At 62.5% G+C, this 21,188-nt stretch carries 16 protein-coding genes; 12 read left to right on the top strand and 4 right to left on the bottom strand.

Features of this window, described 5'->3' with window-relative positions; translation table 11 throughout:
• Nucleotides 1-4: 4 nt before the first annotated feature.
• A complete protein-coding gene (locus ACYQ4Z_RS03340) occupies nt 5-3,187 on the bottom strand; it encodes a YhdP family phospholipid transporter (RefSeq protein WP_459860037.1) in 3,183 nt (1,060 codons plus the stop codon).
• 83 nt (nt 3,188-3,270) lie between these two features.
• Here ACYQ4Z_RS03340 and glnE point away from each other — a divergent pair, with 83 nt between their 5' ends.
• From glnE to ACYQ4Z_RS03320, 4 genes are all read left to right on the top strand, one after another.
• Nucleotides 3,271-6,045 (top strand): bifunctional [glutamate--ammonia ligase]-adenylyl-L-tyrosine phosphorylase/[glutamate--ammonia-ligase] adenylyltransferase, encoded by a 2,775-nt coding sequence (gene glnE, locus ACYQ4Z_RS03335; protein WP_459860036.1) that lies wholly within the window; start codon nt 3,271-3,273, stop codon nt 6,043-6,045.
• On the top strand, nt 6,029-7,573 hold the full coding sequence (locus ACYQ4Z_RS03330) for a CYTH and CHAD domain-containing protein (RefSeq protein ID WP_219972484.1): 1,545 nt from the start codon (nt 6,029-6,031) through the stop codon (nt 7,571-7,573). The genes glnE and ACYQ4Z_RS03330 overlap by 17 nt, the downstream gene beginning before the upstream one ends.
• Nucleotides 7,570-8,037 carry a SixA phosphatase family protein gene (locus ACYQ4Z_RS03325; RefSeq protein ID WP_217125112.1) on the top strand — a complete coding sequence of 156 codons (468 nt, stop codon included), beginning with the start codon at nt 7,570-7,572 and terminating at the stop codon, nt 8,035-8,037. Before ACYQ4Z_RS03330 ends, ACYQ4Z_RS03325 begins: the two co-directional genes overlap by 4 nt.
• Nucleotides 8,038-8,113: 76 nt before the next feature.
• Nucleotides 8,114-9,154, top strand: coding sequence for a hypothetical protein (locus tag ACYQ4Z_RS03320; RefSeq protein WP_438438850.1), 1,041 nt, complete (start codon nt 8,114-8,116; stop codon nt 9,152-9,154).
• Here ACYQ4Z_RS03320 and mnmA read toward each other — a convergent pair.
• Both mnmA and ACYQ4Z_RS03310 read right to left on the bottom strand, forming a co-directional pair.
• Entirely contained in the window at nt 9,110-10,312 is a 1,203-nt protein-coding gene (mnmA, locus tag ACYQ4Z_RS03315) for a tRNA 2-thiouridine(34) synthase MnmA (protein WP_459860035.1), read from the bottom strand. The genes ACYQ4Z_RS03320 and mnmA overlap by 45 nt on opposite strands.
• Before the next feature lie 78 nt (nt 10,313-10,390).
• Nucleotides 10,391-10,870, bottom strand: a complete 480-nt coding sequence (locus tag ACYQ4Z_RS03310) for an NUDIX hydrolase (RefSeq protein WP_119334881.1) — start codon at nt 10,868-10,870, stop codon at nt 10,391-10,393.
• A gap of 233 nt (nt 10,871-11,103) precedes the next feature.
• On the opposite strand from ACYQ4Z_RS03310, the gene ACYQ4Z_RS03305 reads away from it, so the two are divergent.
• The 8 genes from ACYQ4Z_RS03305 (at nt 11,104) to ACYQ4Z_RS03270 (ending at nt 20,199) form a co-directional block, all read left to right on the top strand.
• Nucleotides 11,104-12,528, top strand: a complete 1,425-nt coding sequence (locus tag ACYQ4Z_RS03305; RefSeq protein ID WP_119334880.1) for a form I ribulose bisphosphate carboxylase large subunit — start codon at nt 11,104-11,106, stop codon at nt 12,526-12,528.
• A 32-nt stretch (nt 12,529-12,560) separates the two neighbouring features.
• Entirely contained in the window at nt 12,561-12,914 is a 354-nt protein-coding gene (locus tag ACYQ4Z_RS03300) for a ribulose bisphosphate carboxylase small subunit (protein WP_119336071.1), read from the top strand.
• Nucleotides 12,915-12,984: 70 nt separating this feature from the next.
• Nucleotides 12,985-13,788: a CbbQ/NirQ/NorQ/GpvN family protein gene (locus ACYQ4Z_RS03295; RefSeq protein ID WP_459860034.1), complete on the top strand. Its 804-nt coding sequence runs from the start codon at nt 12,985-12,987 to the stop codon at nt 13,786-13,788.
• A gap of 23 nt (nt 13,789-13,811) precedes the next feature.
• A complete protein-coding gene (locus ACYQ4Z_RS03290) occupies nt 13,812-16,151 on the top strand; it encodes a nitric oxide reductase activation protein NorD (protein ID WP_459860032.1) in 2,340 nt (779 codons plus the stop codon).
• A gap of 12 nt (nt 16,152-16,163) precedes the next feature.
• Nucleotides 16,164-16,940: an HAD-IA family hydrolase gene (locus tag ACYQ4Z_RS03285; RefSeq protein ID WP_219972491.1), complete on the top strand. Its 777-nt coding sequence runs from the start codon at nt 16,164-16,166 to the stop codon at nt 16,938-16,940.
• 31 nt (nt 16,941-16,971) lie between these two features.
• On the top strand, nt 16,972-18,168 hold the full coding sequence (locus ACYQ4Z_RS03280; protein ID WP_459860031.1) for a class II fructose-bisphosphate aldolase: 1,197 nt from the start codon (nt 16,972-16,974) through the stop codon (nt 18,166-18,168).
• Complete coding sequence (gene pyk, locus ACYQ4Z_RS03275) at nt 18,138-19,553, top strand: pyruvate kinase (protein ID WP_119334876.1); 1,416 nt, start codon at nt 18,138-18,140, stop codon at nt 19,551-19,553. The genes ACYQ4Z_RS03280 and pyk overlap by 31 nt, the downstream gene beginning before the upstream one ends.
• 64 nt (nt 19,554-19,617) lie before the next feature.
• Nucleotides 19,618-20,199 carry a peroxidase-related enzyme gene (locus ACYQ4Z_RS03270; RefSeq protein WP_459860030.1) on the top strand — a complete coding sequence of 194 codons (582 nt, stop codon included), beginning with the start codon at nt 19,618-19,620 and terminating at the stop codon, nt 20,197-20,199.
• Between the two features lie 23 nt (nt 20,200-20,222).
• Here the strand turns inward: ACYQ4Z_RS03270 and ACYQ4Z_RS03265 are convergent, their stop codons facing one another.
• A complete protein-coding gene (locus tag ACYQ4Z_RS03265) occupies nt 20,223-21,176 on the bottom strand; it encodes a LysR family transcriptional regulator (protein ID WP_459860029.1) in 954 nt (317 codons plus the stop codon).
• Nucleotides 21,177-21,188 lie beyond the last annotated feature (12 nt).

Here is a 21,188-nt window from a genome sequence, read left to right as displayed (position 1 = left end):
CTCCTCATCGCTCGTTGGGTGGATTGTCCCGCAAAGCGGTCACTTGCGGTGCACGCCATGAGCCGCTGACCCGATAGCGTTGCACAAGGATCTGACCAAACGGGTCGCCTAGAATCTGTTGCCCCAGGAACGTGAGCAACCCCGCTACGGGATTGACGAACGCGATCGCCGTCGCAGCAGTGTTGCCCAGGCGCGGCACCACACGGATCTCCAATTCTTGCGTCTCGGCATCGAGATCGATGCTGCCGGCAAGCTGGGTCAATGCCACCGGCGCATCGATCGTGAGATCCGATGTGGTCAGATAACCGTTCGCGACGGCGAAACTGCCCATCAAGCGGTCGTACGCCAACCCTTTTTGGGTGAGATCGCGGAAATCGAGCTGCAAGCGACGAAAGAGCATCGGCAAACTGAAAACGGTGAGCAACTTTCCGGCACCGGGCTCGATTTCGGAAAATACGCCTTTTTCAAGAGCAATCGACCCGGTACCTTCCAATGTGCGCCAGGTAAAGTCGAGCGGGCTCCCTGGCCAAGAAAGCGTCGCGTCGATGGTGCCCTGTCCCTTCTCAATCCCAGGCAATTGCCACAGGGTTGCCAACGTGGCGCCAAAATCGCCGATCTGGGCTTCGATATGCCAAGTGCTGCGTGTGCTTCTCCCGCCGCCAGTTGCATGTGACTCCCAGGAACCACGACCGCGAAGCCGATAGCGACCGGGTTGCACCAAAAGCGCGTCCTGAACCCGCCAGGTAGCGCCATCTTGCGCCGCAACCAGCGCGAACCGCCCCAACGGAGCATCGGCAACGCGCAAATCGGCAACCGTGACGCGCGCCGTAGGCCAGCGACTGGGATCTAGAGCCGCGATCCGGTTGGAATCGTGCGTTGCGTTTCCCGAGGAAGCGCGCGAATCGTTCTGGGATCTCTTCTGCTGCGGCGCAACCCACAAGCGGTCGAATTCGGCTTCGAAACGGTCGATCCGATCCCCACGCTGCGTCACCGTACCACTGCCGATTACCTCCGCTGCACGAACTTGGAAATTCCACTGCGTGGCGTGCGCACGCCCCGTGAACCGGACTTGATGCCACTCGCGCTGCATCGCGGTCAATTGGTCGACAGAAAGTGTGAGCGACGGCCAAACTGCCTGCTGCGCTTGCCCCATTTCGTCCAACAACGCATCCCACGCGTCGAGATCGAGTCGTTCCAGCGCAACCGCGATCGCACCGTTGGGTGTTGCCGGCGGAAGTGCTACTTGGCCAATCGCCAAAGCCCACGCGCCCGTTTGCGTTCGTTGCCAACGCAACCGATCGCCCAGTGCCACCGATGCCTGCCATCCGTTCTTCGTCACCTCCCCTTCTGCCTGCAGCGGCCACTGTTCGCTTTCTGTCTTTGCAAACGGCGCAGGAAACGCGAGCGCCAGTCCATCGACATCACTCGTTGCGTGCCAGCGAATCACTCCCTCCGGTGTCCAGGTCACGTGTGCGCGCACCGGCGTCGTGCCTTGCAATGCAGCCGATGGCAAGCCCAGCTGCTGGGCCAACGTTTTGCCACTCAGCATTGCCGTGACTGCCACTTCGGAACGGGCACCGTCTGGCCACGTGAGCTGAATCGGGATCTCGCCCCATACGCCAGTGCCTTCCGCGGAGCGAACGCCGTTTGCGTCGAAACGGATCGTCGCTTTCCCCTTGGTCAATGGCCAAGCAGCGACCGCAGCCGGTACCGAAAAGCGATCCAACGTCAAGGTTCCCGCAACGCCCACGGCACCTTCGGAAAGCGTGATCGTGAGCGCAAGGTCGAGGTGCGCATCCCCTTGCGCTTGCCATGATAGGAGCTGCGCGAGAGGGAGGTCATTGGCAAGCGGCGATTGCACGAGGTAACGCAACACGTTTGACCAGCGCCCTTCGACCGTTCCCTGCACCATGAGCACCGGCGCATCTGCCCCCAGGTCCGGGATCGTCGCGACAACGGGTGCAAAGCGCAGTTTCTCCGCGCGCGCGTCGTGGACTTCGATATGAAGCGCTTCGTTGCGGAAACGCACCATGGCACGTTCGATCGTCACTGCAGGCCAACGGGAATCGAACTGCAAAGTAACCCCTTGCACCGGAATTTCGACCAGAAACACCCCCCTGCCATGACGAAAGGGGAACGCGGCCAACGGCCCTTCGATCGCCAAATGAGCTGCAGGGATCTTCCCTTGGACAAAAGCGCGACCCAACCAATCGACGGTGGTCTGCCCCACAGCAGCGGGCGGGAAATAGCGGGCGAACCGTTCCAGGTCCACCGCTTCGATCACCGCGTGCATCGCAACCCGCCGCGCGGCAGGGCGCTCGAGTGCATCGAGCACGCCACTTGCGGTGACACGACCTTCCGGGGTAACCGCATGGAAATGTTCGGTTTGCACGGTATACCCGGTAGCGGAATCATAGTGCCAGCGCCCCTGCCAAACCACGTCGGTAAACGTTTGCTCGGTTTCGGCAAACCACCCTTCGGGCCACCGCCACACGCTTTTCGCCGCACGAACGGAAAAAACGCCTTCTGCGCGACTACCGCGCAACGCACCGGAGATCCCGCTCACACCAGGGAATTCCGGCGTAGCGGGCAGTGACAATTCGGAAAATTGCAGCGCCACCTGCGTGATCGTGCGCTCAGCACCCCGCACCGTCCCTGCCAATTCCACGAAATTGGGTAGGACGAACGCCTCTGGTGCGTGGCCGGTTTCCCCCGCTCGGCTTTTCGTCCAGGTCGCCAAGAACGGCTGCCACGCGCGCCCCGTGACCCCAACCGCATGCCATTGCACCCGCCATTGCCGATCGAAGAGGTGGAGCGTTCCGGAAAGTTTTTCTAGTCCGACCCCTTGCGCGGTAAATGCGATCCGCCATCCCTCCTGCCAAGACCAACGCCCTTCAGCGCTTCCCCAGAGAAACGGTTTGTCACCTGCGTCGTCCCGCATCTGCCAGCGCGCAATGCGCCACTGAGGCGACGCCCACGCGTGCCACTCTCCTTGCACCCCCTCGAGCGCGATGGGCACCCCCACCGTTGCGCGCAACCACGCTTCGATTGCGGGACGAAACCAGTCGAGATTGGGCCACACCACCCAGCGCACACCGGCAAGCGCAAGCAGCGCCACCACGCCGACCGTTGCAAAAGCAAGCGCGAATGGGCGCCACGCACCGTGCCACGTGCGCACTTCCGTCATGCGTCGATCCTCCTTGCTGTCATCCTTGTAGCGCTGCTACCCATTATAATGGGCGCACTCCCTTGGGATGAGACGTAACGACCGTGACCGTTGCTTTTTCCAGCTGGCTGTCGACAGCCGTCCGCTATTCCCCGCACCTGGCGCACCTCCTTTCGGCCCGGTCTTGGCTTGAAGAGTGGCTTGCAAAAACCGTCATGCATCCGCTGACGACCGCAATCCTAGAGGATTTTCTGCAAAACCCTCCTTTTGCGCCGAACGCTTCCGAAATCCCTCTCGATGCGCGCCTCAGACAGATGCGCGCCGCGGTTTTTTCCCACTGTGCCATACGCGATCTGGCGTTGGCTGCGCCGCTCGAAGAGATCACCGGCGCAATGACCCACTTCGCCGAATGTGCCATTCGCCACGCGTACGAGCACCACTACGCCGCGCTCGCCGAGCGCACCGGCCGCCCGCAATCGGAAGGGGGGTGGGAACAAGAGCTCCTGATCGTAGGGATGGGGAAGTTGGGGGGCGGCGAACTCAACGTCTCTTCCGACATCGATCTGGTGTTCGTCTATCCCGAAGAGGGGGAAACGGCTGGCCCCAGGATCATCAGCAACGCCGAATTTTTCACCAAATTGGGGAAACGCCTCATCCAAACCCTAGCCGAACCCACAGGAGACGGGTGGGTGTTTCGCGTCGATATGCGCCTGCGCCCTCATGGGGACTCCGGCCCACTCGTCGTTTCGTTCGAGATGCTCGAAGACTACCTGATGACCCAAGGCCGTACCTGGGAGCGGTACGCGTGGATCAAAGCCCGAGCGATCACCGGTGAGCGTTGGCAGGAGTTGGAAAATCTCACGCGGCCGTTCGTCTACCGAAAATATCTCGACTTCGGCGCGATCGAAGCGGTGCGCGACCTCCACGCTCAAATCCGCCGTGAAGTGGCGCGCAAAGACCGCCAAGACCACATCAAACTGGGGCGCGGGGGCATTCGCGAAATCGAATTCATCGCCCAGGTGCATCAGCTCATCCGAGGCGGCCGCGATCCGGCGCTTCAGGTTCGGCCGACGCGTACCGTGTTGCGCCTGCTTGCCGAACGCGGGCTGATCACTCCCGAAACCCAAGCCGGTTTGGATGCCGCATATTGCTTTCTGCGCCGTGTGGAACACCGTTTGCAATATTGGCACGACGCGCAGACGCACGAACTCCCCAAAGAAACCGAACGTCAAACCCTGCTTGCCGAAGCGATGGGGTTTGCGGATTGGGATGCGTTTCGTGCTGCGCTCGATCAACATCGGGAATTCGTCAGCCAAGCGTTCGATGCACTCTTTGGCAAAGAAGAGACAGAGCAGGCATACGACGGCGCTTGGTTTGCCGCGGGTGACCAAAACGAATTCGCTCAGGCTCTGGAAACGCTGGGCTATGCCGACCCCCGCCCCCTCGCGCTTCGCTTGGAAGCGCTCAAAAACCATCCGCGACTGCAGGCGATCTCACCCGCTTCGCGCCGCCGCCGCGATCAAATCGTGGCGCACGCACTCACCGTGGCCGCGCAGTTTCCAGCACCCGATACGGTCCTCGCGCGCCTCATCGACCTGTTCGAAGCCATTGGCGGACGCACCAGCTATTTTGCGCTCCTCGACGAATACCCGCAAGCGCTCGAGCAGATCGCCAAGATCGTTGCGAGCAGCCGCTGGGCCGCCACCTATTTGGCCCGCCATCCGATCTTGATCGACGAAGCGTTGGACGCCCGTGCGTTGGACGAGGTACCCAATTGGGCCGAATTTCAACGCGCCCTCACGGAGCAACTTGCGTTGCGCGCAGACGATACCGAAGCGCAGATGAACTGGTTGCGCGAAGCGCACCACGCGCAACTTTTTCGCTTGCTCCTCAAAGACCTGGCAGGGCGACTGACCGTCGAACGGCTCAGTGACCACCTCTCGGCACTTGCCGATGCGGTGCTCGACGCAAGTCTGCCTTTCGTTTGGAAAACGCTTCGCCGTCGCCATACCGAAACCCCACACTTCGCGGTGATCGCCTATGGAAAATTGGGCGGCAAAGAGCTCGGCTACGCCAGCGACCTCGATCTGGTCTATCTCTTCGACGACGACCACCCCGACGCGCTCGACAGCTACTGCCGGTTCGCGCAGCGGCTCGCCACCTGGTGGAGCACCCGCACCGCAGCAGGGGAGCTGTTCGAGATCGACCTGCGGCTCCGCCCCGACGGCGAATCCGGATTGCCAGCAACCCCGTTCGCTCGCATGGTCGATTACCTCATCGAATCGGCATGGACCTGGGAGCATCAGGCACTCACCCGCGCCCGCTTTGCCGCTGGCGACCCGGCACTGGGAAAGCACTTCGAAGCGCTGCGCCGTTTCATCTTGGCGATCGAACGGGACACAACCCGCTTGGCGGGCGAAATCGTTGCGATGCGGGAAAAGATACGCGCCGAACACCCGGCCAAAGCGGGTCAATTCAACCTCAAGCACGACTTTGGCGGCCTCATCGATGTCGAATTCCTGGTGCAATACCTGGTACTTGCCCATGCGCCGCACCATCCGGAACTGGCCGAAAATGCCGGGAACATCGCGCTGCTTTTGCGTGCAGCCAAACACCATTTGATCCCCACGGCCCTCGCCGAAGCGGTAGCGGAGGCCTATCGCAACCTGCGGCGGGAACAGCACCGCTTGCGCCTCGACGAAAAACCGGCGGTCGTCCCTGCCGAAACCATCACCGACCGAACCGAACCAGTCCGAGCACTTTGGCACCATCTCTTCGCACATACCGTGCCTGCGTCCAAATTGGGCGCAGCGAAACGGACCTACCGTAACCCTGAAGCGGTGCACTGGGAGAAAGCCATCGATGGCGACCGAACGTGAATTGAAGCTCTCCCTTTTGCCGCGCGACGCGGGCAAACTCAAAAACCATCCGCTGCTTGCCGCGGCACCCGCCACCACCCGGCAGATCGAAACCCACTACTTCGACACCGGTGACCACCAACTCGCTCGTGCTGGCGTCGCGGTGCGGCTGCGTCGCATCGAGGACCACTATTCTGCGACGGTGAAAACCGAAAGCGCGGACCAAAGCGGCTTTACCGAACGGGGGGAGTGGGTATGCGCGATACCCGCTCCGCTCGCCGAAGCGGCACTTGCGGAACCTGCGGAGCTTTCCGCTTTCCCGCCCTGGCTGGAACCGCTCTTCGAACGGGTCGCCCCACGTGCCATTCGTGACCTTCTGCATCACACCGCTCTTCAGCTCCGCCCCATCCTGTCGACCCGCTTTCGCCGCACCACCTGGCCGATCGCATTGGTAGGCGGCGAAGCGGAAGTGGCATTCGACCGCGGCGTGATCACCACCGGCACTCAAACGGTGCCACTGTGCGAGCTCGAAATCGAAAGCCCCACTGCACCATTCCCCTCCCTTTTGGAATTCGCGCGAACCCTTGCCGAAACGGTGGCGCTCTGGCCGGAACCTCGTTCCAAAGCGGCCCGGGGCTTTGCGCTCCTTACAGGCGACGCCGCAACCGCATTCAAAACCAAACCGCCCCGGTGGTCTGCCGAGATGTCGATCGCGGACGCTTTTTTCACCGCGTGGTGGTCCTGCGTCGCCCATGGTGGCGCCAACATGACCTTGTACGCCCAACACCACGACCCAGAAGCGCTGCATCAACTGCGCATTGCGCTGCGGCGCAGCCGCACGCTGCTCGCCCATTTCGCACCGTGGCTTGGCGCGCCACTTGCCGATGCGCTGCGCGCGTACATCGCATCCGTGGCGCGCCCATTGGGCACACGGCGTGATCGTGACGTGCTCGTCGATGCGATCATCCGCCCGGCACACACTGCGTGCCCGGTGGCACAGCAGGAGATCGCGTGCCTGGCCGAAGTCCTCCATCCACCCTGCCACCGTGCCGCTGCGCTTCCCTACCGCGCACTCGGACAGCTCTGGCTTGACACGAGCCTGCGCCTTCTTGCCGCAAAACCATCGAGCTTCTCTTCCGACCCCCTGGAACCGTTCGTACGCACCCTCTGGCACCGAACCCGCCGCCGCGTCCGTCACCGTATCGACCAGTGGGAAGCCGATCCCACTTCCGAGCGCCGCCATCGGGTTCGCATCGCGCTCAAATCGTGGCGCTACCTGCTGGAATGGAGCCGCGCGCTCCTTCCCAAACGGGCCTACCGGCGGGAAATGGCGCGCGTCAAACATGCGCTCGATCTCCTTGGCGCCGCCCAAGACTGGGAGGGCGCGCAGCACCAGCTCGCCCCCTATCTGCGCCGCAGCGACCGGCTGGCGGTTGGCGCTGCCGCGGTGCTCGCGTGGCACCATGCGCGCTCGGTATTGCCATGCGAAACGCTCAGAAACGATTTGCGCACCTGGTTTCACGAATCTTGGGAGGAAACGACGAAATGACCACCGTGATCGACCTGTTGCTTTGGCGCCACGCCGAAGCCGAAGCGGGATTCGACGACGACTTGGCTCGCCCCCTGACACCGGAAGGACACACACAGGCGAAGCGCGTCGCGCACTGGTTGCAACGCCATGCGCCGAAAAATCTGGCGCTGCTTGCCTCCCCCGCGCGGCGCGCGCAAGAAACCCTGCAACACTTCGCTGCGCATTTCACCACCGAACCCGCGATCGCGCCGGGTTCGCCGGTGAGCCGCGTTCTCGACGTACTCGGATGGCCGAACCCACAACGGTCGCTCCTCTTGGTTGGTCACCAACCCTGGATCGGGCAGACTGCGGCGTATCTCTTGACCGAATCGCCCCTACCCTGGGCTTTCCCTCGGGCCAGCCTTTGGTGGTTCCGCGTCCGCCCCTTCCACCCGCGGCCAGTCCAATTGCGCGCGGTGATCCATCCGGACCTTGCAGAATGAGGGGGCAGGGACATATTGCAGCGCAGCATCAACCGGAGTACACTCGTTCCATCAGAGCGAATGGACCGAAACCGCCATGTCCCTGGTAGAAAACGGTACTCGCCGCGTCATCGACGGCGTCGAACGGGTCTATTACGACGGGTATTGGGTCAAGACCTACCCGATCCCGAAAGATGAACTGTGGGCACGAAAGACGCTGATTCGCGACCTGACCCGGCGACTCTTCAACCACGTCGAACATGGCCTCAACGTCCCGGGCAAACGGCTGGAGGAGGCGCGTGCCGCATTCGAAAGCGAAACCGACCCGCAAAAGAAGCGGGTCAAAGGCGCGATGCTCGCAGGTGCGCTCTTCAACCGCGCCACCGACATCTTCACCCATCTGGTCGAACTCCAGGAACAGGGCGTCCAGATCAGCTCGTCGAACGAACTGATGCGCGAATGCGGCAATTGCCTCAGAGAAGCGCTTGCGCTCGGCCGCCTTGTGTTACACCGCAGCGGCGAAGAGGGGATCGACGAACTGTGGGGCGAACCTTTTCGCGCCTTTTCGGTGCCGATTGCCGATTTCTATGAAACGCGCTACCTCAAAATCGCCTGGACGATGCGCGATATCGACCGCATCGTCGACACCATGGTACGAACCATCGGCACCCACCCCTTTTTCCAGGGGTTGACTGCGCATCTGCACCGGTTGGCCACCGCTGCCAAAGTCAAAGTCGAGACGCTACGAACCGACCCCGAGATTTTCGAAGTCTGGTCCGAATTCGTCGTAGCCAGTGAAAACGTGCTCCACTACAAACCGCGACTCAACCATCCCCCGTCTCGTGAAGAACTGCTCTTGATCGCCGACGGGGAGCGGCTCGTTCGCGACGGTCAGGCGCTCATCTCGCACATCACCCGCGCGCGCACCCCGATGCCGAAGAGCACCGAACAATTCTTGGAGCGGTGCGAACACTTCGCGTCCGGGCAGCTGCAGATCACCACCCACCATCTGATCGTTGGCGACCGCGCAACCGCCCCGTTCTCCCTCGCAGCCGTCCCGCAACCGGCTTCGGCAGTAACTGCTTCGGTGGGCTCACCCCTCGGCGGACATGGCACTGTCGATCACGCCACCGCCTAAACAGACCCGCGACTCATAGACGACGACGCTCTGCCCGGGCGTCAATGCCCACTGCGGTGTGGCAAACGCCAGCGTCATCTCGCCGGCCTCCGAAACGGCTTCGATCTCGCACGGCGCATCGGTCGTTCGGTAACGCGGTTTCGCGCTGTAGACCCAATGGGTATGCGGTAAACGACCACTGATCCAATGGCAACGAACCGCACGCAAGCGATCGGCGAAAAGCGCCGGATGGTCGTGACCGCGGACCACATAGAGCACATTGTTCGCCAAATCTTTCTTCGCGACGAACCATGGTTGGTGGTTCCCGTCCGTGTCGCGCCCCTTGACGCCCCCAATGCCCAACCCTTGACGCTGCCCCAGCGTGTAGTAGATCAACCCTGCGTGCTGCCCCAGGACCTGGCCCGTTTCCAGGTCACGAATCTCCCCGGGTTGCGCTACCAAATAGCGGCTCAAGAAGGTCCGCATCGACCGCTCCCCGATGAAGCAGATCCCGGTCGAGTCCTTTTTCTCCGCGACCGGCAAACCGATCGCTTTCGCCAGCCTACGCACGTCCCGTTTGTAGAACGCCCCTAAGGGAAAGAGCGCTTTGCTGAGTTGCGCCTGATTGAGGCGGTACAGGAAGTAACTCTGATCCTTGGTGCTATCGGTTCCTTTCAGGAGCTGATAGGTCACCGAACCATCCTCATTGCGCCACGGACGAACCGCCGCGTAGTGGCCGGTCGCGATCGCCTCGGCACCCAACCCCAATGCGTAATCCAAAAACGCGGCGAATTTGATCTCCGAATTGCAGAGGATGTCGGGATTCGGCGTACGCCCTGCCGCATACTCGTCGAGGAATTCCTGAAAGACCCGTTCGCGGTATTGCGCCGCAAAATTGACGTGCTCGACCTCGATCGCCAACCGATCAGCGACGCTCACCACGTCGATCCAGTCGGCACGGCTCGTGCAATGGGTTTCGGTATCGTCGTCCTCCCAATTTTTCATGAAGACGCCGGTGACACGCCAACCGCGCGTTTTGAGCAACCAGGCGGTGACCGCCGAATCGACGCCACCGGAAAGCCCCACGACCACATGGCGACCCTCCCCCTCGGGAATCGTCTGCCACGCTTCGGTCAATCCCAACTCGGCCACCACCGTGGCCCCGTGTTCTTGCGTCATCGTGTTCCTCGATACTCCGTTATCCAGCAATTCGCAACGAACAGGCGCATCCAACAGGCTGCGGCGATCCGCACACCGTCACACGACCAACCCAACTCCGTCCCGCCACAACCGAACCACATCGAGGCTGTAGCGACGCCCCGCAAGCCAATCGTCGATCACTGCCAAAACCAACGGACTGCGGGTTCGCCCGGCTTGCGCGAGCGCTGCGACCTCGTCGCGCGACAACCACACCGGGCGAATGATCCCGGAGTCGAGCGCGCGGTTCGGCTCCTCAGTCCCCAACTGACCACTGAACGCGAAACGCAGATACGCGGTCTCGGACCCGGGCTTTTGCCACAAGTAGACCCCCACCACCGCTTTCGGGGTGAAATGAAATCGCGTCTCTTCCAATGTCTCACGGACCACCGCCGCGACCAACGTCTCACCCGGTTCGACATGGCCAGCGGGTTGGTTGAAGCGCACCCCTTCTGGCGTCTCTTCCTCAACCAGCAGAAACTGCCCTTCGCGTTCGATCACCGCCGCCACCGTCAAACCGGGGCGCCACCGTTCGCTCATAGCCAACACTCCCATAATGTGGCTGCAATTATAACGGCGTGGCGATCGTCCCGCAGACGACACCACTTTTAGGAAGCAGCCACCCGCTCCGCGCACCACATCGAATGGGCCATTATTCAGTAAAAATTAAAAAAATAGACAAAACAATAAAATTTACAAAAAAAACATTCTGCCGTATAGTTCTTCTCAGCGCCCCACGGCGCATGAACGATCCACCAGTCAGGAGGTTACCGATGAGCCAACCCAAACGTTACGAAGCGGGGGTAAAAGAGTACCGCGAAACCTATTGGGAACCGACCTACGTTCCCAAAGATTCCGATTTCCTTGCCGTGTTCAAGATCGTGCCGCAACCGGGCGTTCCGCGCGAAGAGGCTGCGGCTGCGGTCGCTGCGGAATCCTCCACCGCCACCTGGACCACCGTCTGGACCGACCTGTTGACCGACCTTTACTACTACAAAGGGCGCGCCTACGCGATCGAAGACGTTCCTGGCGACGACGAGGCCTTCTACGCGTTCATCGCCTACCCGATGGGACTCTTCGAAGAGGGATCGGTGGTGAACGTCTTCACGTCGCTCGTCGGCAACGTCTTCGGCTTCAAAGCGGTGCGCAGCCTGCGCCTTGAAGACGTTCGGATCCCCCTCTGGTTCGTCACCACCTGCCCTGGGCCACCCCATGGCATCTATGTGGAGCGTGACAAACTCAACAAATACGGCCGTCCGCTTTTGGGCTGCACCATCAAACCGAAACTCGGCCTTTCGGCGAAGAACTACGGCCGTGCGGTCTATGAGTGTCTGCGCGGTGGACTCGACTTCACCAAAGACGACGAAAACGTCAACTCGCAACCCTTCATGCGTTGGCGCGACCGCTTCCTCTTCTGCCAGGAAGCGATCGAGAAGGCGCAAGCGGAAACCGGCGAGCGCAAGGGCCACTACATGAACGTGACCGGCCCGACGATGGAAGAGATCTACAAGCGCGCCGAATTCGCGAAAGAGATCGGCACCCCGATCATCATGATCGACTACCTCACCGTCGGCTGGGCTGCGACGCAAAGCTTGTCGAAATGGTGCCGCGACAACGGGATGTTGCTCCACGTCCACCGTGCGATGCACGCGGTGATCGACCGCAACCCGAAACACGGGATCAACTTCCGCGTGCTCGCAAAAATCATGCGGCTCATCGGCGGCGATCACCTCCACTCCGGTACCGTAGTCGGCAAGCTCGAAGGTGACCGCGCCGCGACCCTCGGCTGGATCGACCTGATGCGCGACCGCTACGTCAAGGCCGACCGAAGCCGCGGCATCTTCTTCGACCAAGACTGGGGGCAGATGCCGGGGATGTTCCCGGTCGCTTCCGGCGGGATCCACGTCTGGCACATGCCCGCGCTCGTTTCGATCTTCGGTGACGACTCGGTGCTGCAATTCGGTGGCGGCACGATCGGCCACCCGTGGGGGAACGCCGCCGGTGCGTGCGCGAACCGCGTCGCGCTTGAAGCGTGCGTCAAAGCGCGCAACGAAGGCTTGCCGATCGAGAAGATGGGGCGCGAGATCCTCACCGAAGCCGCGAAATCGTGTCCGGAACTCAAGGTTGCGATGGAGACCTGGAAAGAGGTCAAATTCGATTTCGACACCGTCGATAAACTCGACGTGCAACACCGCTAAAGGAGCCAACGATGAGCGAAACACAAGATATGATCCGGGACGTGCAAGACTACCCCAGCCGCTTGAACGACCCGAAGAGCAAACGCTTCGAGACCTTCTCCTACCTGCCGCAGATGAGCGCTGAGGAGATCCGCAAGCAGATCGAATACATCGTCAGTAAAGGGTGGAACCCGGCAATCGAACATTGCGAGCCGGAAAACGCGATACTCCACTACTGGTACATGTGGAAATTGCCGATGTTCGGTGAAACCGACGTCGACAAGATCATCGCCGAAATCGAAGCGTGCAAACGCTCCAACCCGAACCATCTGATCAAATTGATCGGCTACGACAACATTCGCCAGACGCAGGGCACCGCGATGCTCGTCTACCGTCCGGCGCAGTAATCGAAAGCTGCCCCGGGTCGCTCGCGTGCCCCGGGGCGTTACTTGCTGCATTGCTGAGAGGAGGCCTGCTATGGACCTTCGCAACCAGTACCTCGTCCATTCTGAACCCTATTACCATGCGGTCGGTGACGAAATCGAACGATTCGAAGCCGCGTACGCGAACCGCATCCCGATGATGCTGAAAGGCCCCACTGGCTGTGGCAAATCACGCTTCGTCGAATACATGGCGTGGAAGCTCGGCAAACCCCTCATCACGGTCGCGTGCAACGAAGACATGACCGCTGCCGACCTCGTCGGCCGTTTTCTCCTCGACAAAGAGGGCACCCGCTGGCAAGACGGACCACTCACCACCGCGGCGCGCATCGGAGCGATCTGCTACCTCGACGAAGTGGTCGAAGCGCGGCAAGACACCACCGTGGTAATCCACCCGCTCACCGACCATCGCCGCATCCTGCCGCTCGACAAAAAAGGGGAAGTGGTCGAAGCCCACCCGGACTTTCAGATCGTGATCTCTTATAACCCCGGGTATCAATCGGCGATGAAGGATCTCAAAACCTCGACCAAGCAGCGCTTCGCGGCGATGGACTTCGACTATCCCGCGCCGGAAGTGGAGAGCGAGATCGTCGCGCACGAATCGCGCGTCGATGCGGCCACTGCGAAAAAGCTAGTCGAGGTGGCGATCCGTTCGCGCCACCTCAAAGGGCACGGGCTCGACGAAGGGATCTCCACACGGCTCCTCGTCTATGCCGGGTCGCTGATCACCAAAGGGATCGCGCCGCTCATCGCGTGCGAAATGGCGCTCATCTGCCCGATCACCGACGACCCCGACCTGCGTGACGCGCTGCGCGCCGCCGCGCAAACGCTCTTTGCCTGAACGGAAACCCAAGGAGCGAAGCGATGCAACCGCCCACCGAATGGGAAGCGCTCGTCGCGCGCTTTGCCGAACCCCACCGCGAACTGGTCGTGCGCTTCGCGCTGGAAGCGCCCAAGCACTTTTCCCCCGCGGGTTGCGAATACTACCGCCGCGGGGTGGAAGCGCTCCTCAACCTGGGACGGGGCGAAAAACTTGCGCTCGCCTACCTGGAAGCCGCACCTGCGGTCGCGCGGGAAGTTGGCGAAGACGCGGCGGAAGCAGCTCGGCGTGAAGCGGCGAAATTAGCTTCGATGACCTCGGGCGAAGTGATCGAACGGTTCCTGGCCACCCTTCCCTTGGTTGCACGGCGGCTTGGCGACGCCGACCTCTTCACGAACTACCTCACCTTCGTCCACCAATTGGCGAGCCTCGCCCCACGCGCGTTGCGCCCGCTCTTTGCCCATCTCGAACCGCTTCTGGATACCTTGACGCTTGGGGGTTTGCGCCGCTGGGCGCTCTTCGGCGCCGAACTCCACCGTCAAGACACCGCAGCGCTCACCGCCTACTTTTCGCTCGAAAGCGCCGAAGCGAAAGCGAAGCTGCAGGAGGAGCGGCGGGGCACCCTCTTCGTCGACAGCCACCGCAAACTCAACGCCTACCTGCGTGCGCTTTGGGGACGCGACTTCTGGCTCAAACCCGCCCAGGCCGACCGCAACGAGTTCCGTCCGTTCGTCGACGACTTCGTCCTCCACCTTCCAGACGCCGTCGATCGCGTCGGCGCGCTGGATGGGGCCGCCGTCTATCGCGCGATCGCCGCCCACATGGCGGCGCACCTCGTCTATGGCGGCGGCGCGCATGATCCGCGCGGCTTGGGTTCGCTCGAACGCGCACTCTACGGTTTTCTCGAAGACCTGCGCGTCGAATATGCCGCCGCCCAGGCCTTCCCTGGCCTTGGCCACGCGTGGGCCGAACTCGCCCGCCACAGTGCCCCACCCCCAAACCGCCATCCTGCGGCGCAGTGGCTGCTTACGCTCATAGACCGCTGTTACCGCCATTGGGGCTGGCGCACCGACCCCGTCGACGCGCCGCTACCGGAACCGCTTGCCGCGTGCGCCGAGCGCATCGTCGATGCGTTCGCCTGCCCTGCAGAAGCGAGCCGAAAGCACGTGCGGATGCTGCTCGAACCCCTGCGCGCCGCGCTCGAAGCCACCGACGCCGGCACCCCGATGGCTCGCGACGTCGAAGCGCTCCCGCTGGGTTACCGCGACGACAACCGGATCGTCTGGCACTTCGACGCTGAGTCGCTGACCCGGAAACTCCACGCGATGCGGCGCCAGCCGCTGCGGCGCATCGTTCCGCTGATGGAATTCATCAACGAGGTCGACACCGAAACCCAGAGCGACACCCCCGACGAAATCTGGGTTCCCGCCACCCCAATCTACGACGACGACGGCATCACCTTTCAGGAAAAATTCGGCAGCCCGCGCATCGCTGGCCCCTTCTTCTACGACGAATGGGACGAGCGCGCCCAATGCTATCGACCGGACTGGGTCAGTTGCTTCGAATACCCTGCGCCGTTGGGCGAACTCGAACCGCTCGACGCCCTCTACCGTGAACACTTGCCGGTGGTAAAGCGGCTACGGAAAATCGTCGAACGGCTGCGCCCGCAAGGGGTACAGCGCGAGCGCAAACTCGAAGATGGCGACGAACTCGACCTCACCCCGGCGATCGACGCAATGGTCCACGCCCGCGCGGGGCTACCCTTCGACCCACGGATCACGTTGCGCCATAAGCTGCTTAAACGCGACATCGCGGTCTGCCTGCTCCTCGACCTCTCGGCGTCGACGAACGACACGCCGCACGGCGCGCACCATTCGGTGCTCGACGCCACCCGCGCCGCGACGCTGCTTCTGGCCGAAGCGATCGAACGCATCGGCGATCCGCTTGCGATTCTCGGTTTCCATTCCGATGGACGCGAAGACGTACGCCTCTACCCGATCAAACGGTTCTGCGAACGGTGGGGCGAGAACGCGAAAAAGCGGCTTGCGGGCATCAACGGCGCGTTTTCCACGCGCATGGGCGCGGCGTTGCGCCACGCCGGGACGTTGCTCAAGCAGCAACCGCAAAAGCGCAAGCTCCTTTTGCTCGTCACCGACGGCGAACCGGCCGATATCGACGAGCGCGACCCCAACCACCTGCGGCGAGACGCGCGCCGTGCCGTCGATGAACTCTGGGGAAACGGCGTCTATACCTACTGCCTCACCCTCGACCCCGGAGCCGACCGTTACGTCGCGCAGATCTTCGGCAAACACTACACCGTGATCGACCGGGTGGACAAACTTCCCGAACGGTTGCCGCGGCTTTTTGCGGCGCTGACTCGCTGACAAGGACTTCTTATGGTCAAAGCCCTACTCTTCGACGTCGACGGTACCCTCGCTGAAACCGAAGCGCTCCACCGCCGCGCCTTCAACGAAGCGTTCGCCGCAGCAAAGCTTCCCTGGCGGTGGACGCCACAGCGCTACGCCGAACTGCTGCGCGTTGCGGGCGGCCGCGAACGGATCGCCCACTTTCAAAGCGCCTATCCGCACGAAGCCGCTGGAATCGTCCTCGCCCCCGATACCATTGCGACGATTCACCGCGACAAGAACGCGCGCTACGCGCAGATGCTCGCGCAGGGCGCGCTGCCGTTGCGCCCCGGCGTCGTTCGCCTGGCGCAGGAAGCCGCCGCAAGCGGTGCCCGCATCGCGATCGTCACCACCACCAGCCCGGAAAACATCGCCGCACTGCTCGCGGCGTTGTGGCCTGACGACGCGCCCCCTTTCGCCACTTGGATCACCGCGCGCGAAGCACCGCAGAAAAAGCCCGATCCGCAGGCTTACCGCGTCGCCCTTGCGCGCTTGGACATTGCGCCCAGTGAGGCGATCGCGATCGAAGACACCGCGCACGGTGCGCAAGCCGCTGCCGCCGCGGGAATCCCGGTACTCGTCACCGAAAGCGAATACGGCAAAGCGCCAGAGTATCCCAGCGCCTTTGCGGTGGTCGACCACCTCGGGGAACATGACCTTCCGGCACGTTGGCTCCGCACCCCCCAGGGGCGCGGCGAAGGGGTCGTCACCTGGGCCTTGCTGACGCGCTGGGCTGCGAGCGCCGTGCCATCTACCACAGCCGCCTGAGGGGGAACCATACCGAAGAGGAGCCCACACCGTGCTCGTCGCAGCCAAAGCCCTCTTGCAACACGCCGTCGCGAACTGCTACGCGATCGGTGCCTACGACATCCTCGACACCACGATGCTCGAAGGCGTCCTACAGGGTGCCCAGCGTGCTGAGGCCCCCGTGCTGATCAGCATCGCCGAGGTTCACACCGACCAATTCGACGAAGCCACCCTGCTTGCGGCCACCGTCGAAGCAGCTGCCACCGCATCCGTTCCGGTTGCGATCCACTACGACCACGGCACGACGCTCGACCGTCTGGTTCGCGCGACGCAACTCGGATACACCAGTTTGATGATCGACGGTTCGCACCTCGAATGGGCAGAAAACGTTGCGCTGACGCGCCGCGCCTCTGAGCTTGCCCACGCCGTCGGACTCCCCCTGGAGGCCGAAGTCGGTTATGTTCCTGGAGAGGAAGGAAAAGACGCCGAACTCCACCCGGGAGCTGTCCGCTATACGGAACCGGAAGAGGCCGAAGCGTTCGTCACCGAGACCGGTTGCGACTGGCTCGCGGTCTCGATCGGCACCGTGCATGGCCGCTTTCGCGGCGAACCGCAACTCGACTTGGAACGGCTTGCTGCAATCCGCGCCCGCTTGCCCGCAACGCCACTCGTGATCCATGGTGGCACTGGCCTTTCGGACGAACAGTTTCGCGCGCTCGTTGCCGCGGGCGCGAACAAGATCAATTACTATACCGCACTGGTCGAAACGGCAGCAGCAGCGGCTACCGACTCTCGGCGCTGGGACGAACAGCGCCTTGCTGCGCGGGCGGCGATCGCCGCTGAAGTGGAACGCACCTGCCGCGTCTGGGGTGCGGCGGGGCGTGCCGAAGCGGCAGGCGCTGCGGCACCGCGCATCGAACCGGTCGAGCACGTGATCTTTTTCCGCTGGGCAGAAGACGCCCCGGACGTTACGGCGATGCAAACAGACGGGGTTGCAACGCTCGGGGCGCTCCCTGGAGTCTGGCGCATCGCCGCCGGGGTTGCCGAAACCCCCAATGCCTCCTATCCTTACCTCTGGACGATGACGTTTGCCACCCCAGAGGCGCTTGCTCATTTCCGCACCCACCCCGAACACCAACATTTCGCCGACAATCGTTTTCGCCTATTTGCACCGGAACGGATCACCATCGACTTTCATCTCACTTACGGAAACGGAAGATGCGCCACACCAAAATCGTCGCGACGCTAGGCCCCGCTTCGAGCGATCCCGCCACGCTCGAACGGCTGCTCCTTGCCGGCGTCGACGTCGTTCGCCTCAACTTTTCGCACGGAACCGCGGACGAGCACCGCGCCCGGGCGTCGCTCGTGCGCGCGCTCGCACAGCAGACCCAACGCCCCGTTGGCATCCTGGGCGACCTCCAAGGACCGAAAATCCGCATCGGCCGGTTCACCACCAACGCTGTTACTCTGAGCAAAGGGCAACGCTTTCGGCTCGACTGCGACCTCGCCCCGGGTGACGCCACCCGGGTTGGGCTCGACTACCCGGAACTGATCGACGACGTCGAGGTCGGCGACATCTTGCTCCTCGACGACGGCAAAATTCGCTTGCAGATCGTCGAAAAGTGCGCAGACGCGCTCATCACGCAGGTGCTTGTTGGCGGCACCCTCTCGAACCACAAAGGGATCAACAAACTGGGTGGCGGGCTTTCGGCGCCAGCGCTCACTGCGAAAGACCGTGCCGATATCGCGCTCGCTGCCGAAATCGGCGTCGATTACCTCGCGGTCTCTTTCGTCAAGCACGCCGAAGAGATGCACGAAGCGCGGCACTTGGCGCGCGCTGCCGGGAGCCGTGCCCGTTTGATCGCCAAAATCGAACGGGTCGAAGCGATCGCTAACCTCGACGCGATTCTGGAGGCGAGCGACGGGGTGATGGTCGCGCGCGGCGATCTCGCGGTCGAAGTCGGCGACGCCGCAGTCCCGGCGCTACAAAAGCGCATCCTGCGCCGCGCACGGGAAATGAACCGCCTGTCGATCACCGCCACCCAGATGATGGAATCGATGGTGCATAGCCCCGTCCCGACCCGCGCCGAAGTCTCCGACGTCGCGAACGCGGTGCTCGACGGCACCGACGCGGTGATGCTCTCGGCCGAAACCGCAGCGGGCCAGTACCCGGTCGAGGCAGTCGAAGCGATGGCGCGCGTCTGCGCCGAAGCCGACGCGTCGAACGACGCCCACCTCGACCAGGAGCTCCTGGGGCGGCGTTTTCACCGCGTCGACGAAGCGATCGCGGTCTCCGCCGTCTGGTCGGGCTACCACCTAGGGGTGAAAGCGATCGTCGCGCTCACCCAATCGGGCGCGACCGCACTCTGGATGAGCCGCATCGCGAGCATTCTCCCCATCTACGCCCTCACCCCCGACCCGGTGACCTTCGGCCACCTCACCCTCTTTCGCCAAGTCACGCCAGTTCGCTTCGACCTGAACCCCGCGTCCGACCCGGCAATGCTCCTCACACAGATACGCACGCTCCTTGTGTCGAACGGCTGGGCTGCACCAGGGGAAACGATCGCGGTCACTTTCGGCGAACCGATGGGGCAACCCGGCGGCAGCAACACGTTGAAGATCGTTACCCTCTAGCCTGAGGGATACGGGGATGGTAGCATTGGGCAAGATTCCAATCGTACCAGGAGGAGGAAAAACCGTGTCAGCGCAACAACAAAACCCGATCAGCCGCTTCCCCGTCCCCGAAACCCTCGACGCGCTCCCTGCCGATATCCGCGAACGGATCGAAAAGGTGGCCGAAAAATCGGGCTTCATCCCCAACGTCTTCTTGGCGCTGGCGGCGCGTCCCGAAGAATTTCGCGCCTTCTTCGCCTACCACGATGCGCTGATGGAGCGCCCCTCGAACCTCAGCAAAGCGGATAAAGAGATGATCGTCGTCGCCACCTCCGCGGCGAACGACTGCCTCTATTGCGTGGTCGCCCACGGTGCGATCCTGCGCGTGCGCAGCAAAAATCCGCGCCTTTCGGAGCAGATCGCCACCAACTACCGTCGTGCCGAGATCACCCCACGGCAGCGGGCGATGCTCGACTACGCGATGAAAGTGGCGCTCGACTCTGCCCGCATCACCGAAGCCGACTGGGAGCCGCTCATCGCCCACGGGTTCACCCAAGACGACATTTGGGAAATCGGTGCGATTGCCGCCTTTTTTGCGATGAGCAATCGCTTGGCGAACATGAGCGCGATGCGGCCGAACGACGAGTTCTACAGTCTGGGGCGGTAGCGTACCGCTTGCTTTTTTGTGCCCTAGGCCGCCCCCAACCTTTCGCAAATCGCGGCAACGTGGGGAAAGTGCTGCTGCAAAAAGCTCTGCCCCCGCTCGAGCAGAAAATAGCGAAACGCTTCGACGGTGGGCGCAACGAACTGACTCGTGCGGTGCACGACATACCAAGAGCGCACCACCGGTGTGCCGCGCACCGGGATCACCTTGAGTTCACCCCGCGCCAATTCGCCCCCCACCGTATGCAAGGAGAGAAACGCGACCCCCAAGCCGGCGATCACCGCCTGCTTGATCGCTTCGTTGCTCTCCATCTGCATCGCGACCGTCGGTGTCACCCGCCGCTCGGCGAAAAAGAGATCCATCGCGGCCCGGGTTCCCGACCCCGCCTCGCGCACGATCAACGGTTCGCGGCGGATGACCTTGGGGTCGATCGAACGCGTTTCATCCGCCAACGGATGGTCGGGCGGGGCAACGAACCCACTCGGATGACCCGCGAACGCTTCGGCGCGCACCGCAAACCCTTCTGGGGGACGCCCCATCACCGCGATGTCGATTTCGCGCGACTCCAACATCGCCACCACTTGCGCGCGGTTGCCCACCCGCAACGACAACGAGATACCCGGGTGCTCGCGACGGAAATCCCCGAGCATTTGCGGGACGAAATATTGCGCGGTACTCACCATCCCGATCTTCAGCTCGCCAACCGCACCTTCTTGCAACCGTTTCGCGAGCTCTTCGGCTTCGGTCACCAGATCAAGAATTTTTTTGGCATACAGAAGAAAATACTCCCCCACCGTCGTCAATTCGAAACGCCGCGCGTTACGCTCGAAGAGCGCCATCCCGATCTGCGTCTCCAACTCCTTGATCTGCATCGATACCGCGGGTGGCGTCAAAAACAGACGCTCCGCCGCTTTGGTGATCGCCCCCTCCTTGGCGACCGTCACGAAGATGCGCAACTGACGCATCGTCACGTGTTTCATTAATTTCTCCTG

This window comes from Hydrogenophilus hirschii (genome assembly GCF_054656675.1).
Note: the sequence above shows the minus strand (reverse complement) of the source record. Positions and strands in the feature narration are given on the sequence as shown.

Bases quoted from the DNA above. Each gene is read 5' to 3' on its own strand.
- ACYQ4Z_RS03340 (WP_459860037.1), bottom strand. From the start codon at position 3,187: ATGACGGAAGTGCGCACGTGGCACGGTGCGTGGCGCCCATTCGCGCTT.
- ACYQ4Z_RS03330 (WP_219972484.1), top strand. From the start codon at position 6,029: ATGGCGACCGAACGTGAATTGAAGCTCTCCCTTTTGCCGCGCGACGCG.
- ACYQ4Z_RS03325 (WP_217125112.1), top strand. From the start codon at position 7,570: ATGACCACCGTGATCGACCTGTTGCTTTGGCGCCACGCCGAAGCCGAA.
- ACYQ4Z_RS03320 (WP_438438850.1), top strand. From the start codon at position 8,114: ATGTCCCTGGTAGAAAACGGTACTCGCCGCGTCATCGACGGCGTCGAA.
- mnmA (WP_459860035.1), bottom strand. From the start codon at position 10,312: ATGACGCAAGAACACGGGGCCACGGTGGTGGCCGAGTTGGGATTGACC.
- ACYQ4Z_RS03310 (WP_119334881.1), bottom strand. From the start codon at position 10,870: ATGAGCGAACGGTGGCGCCCCGGTTTGACGGTGGCGGCGGTGATCGAA.
- ACYQ4Z_RS03305 (WP_119334880.1), top strand. From the start codon at position 11,104: ATGAGCCAACCCAAACGTTACGAAGCGGGGGTAAAAGAGTACCGCGAA.
- ACYQ4Z_RS03295 (WP_459860034.1), top strand. From the start codon at position 12,985: ATGGACCTTCGCAACCAGTACCTCGTCCATTCTGAACCCTATTACCAT.
- ACYQ4Z_RS03290 (WP_459860032.1), top strand. From the start codon at position 13,812: ATGCAACCGCCCACCGAATGGGAAGCGCTCGTCGCGCGCTTTGCCGAA.
- ACYQ4Z_RS03285 (WP_219972491.1), top strand. From the start codon at position 16,164: ATGGTCAAAGCCCTACTCTTCGACGTCGACGGTACCCTCGCTGAAACC.
- pyk (WP_119334876.1), top strand. From the start codon at position 18,138: ATGCGCCACACCAAAATCGTCGCGACGCTAGGCCCCGCTTCGAGCGAT.
- ACYQ4Z_RS03265 (WP_459860029.1), bottom strand. From the start codon at position 21,176: ATGAAACACGTGACGATGCGTCAGTTGCGCATCTTCGTGACGGTCGCC.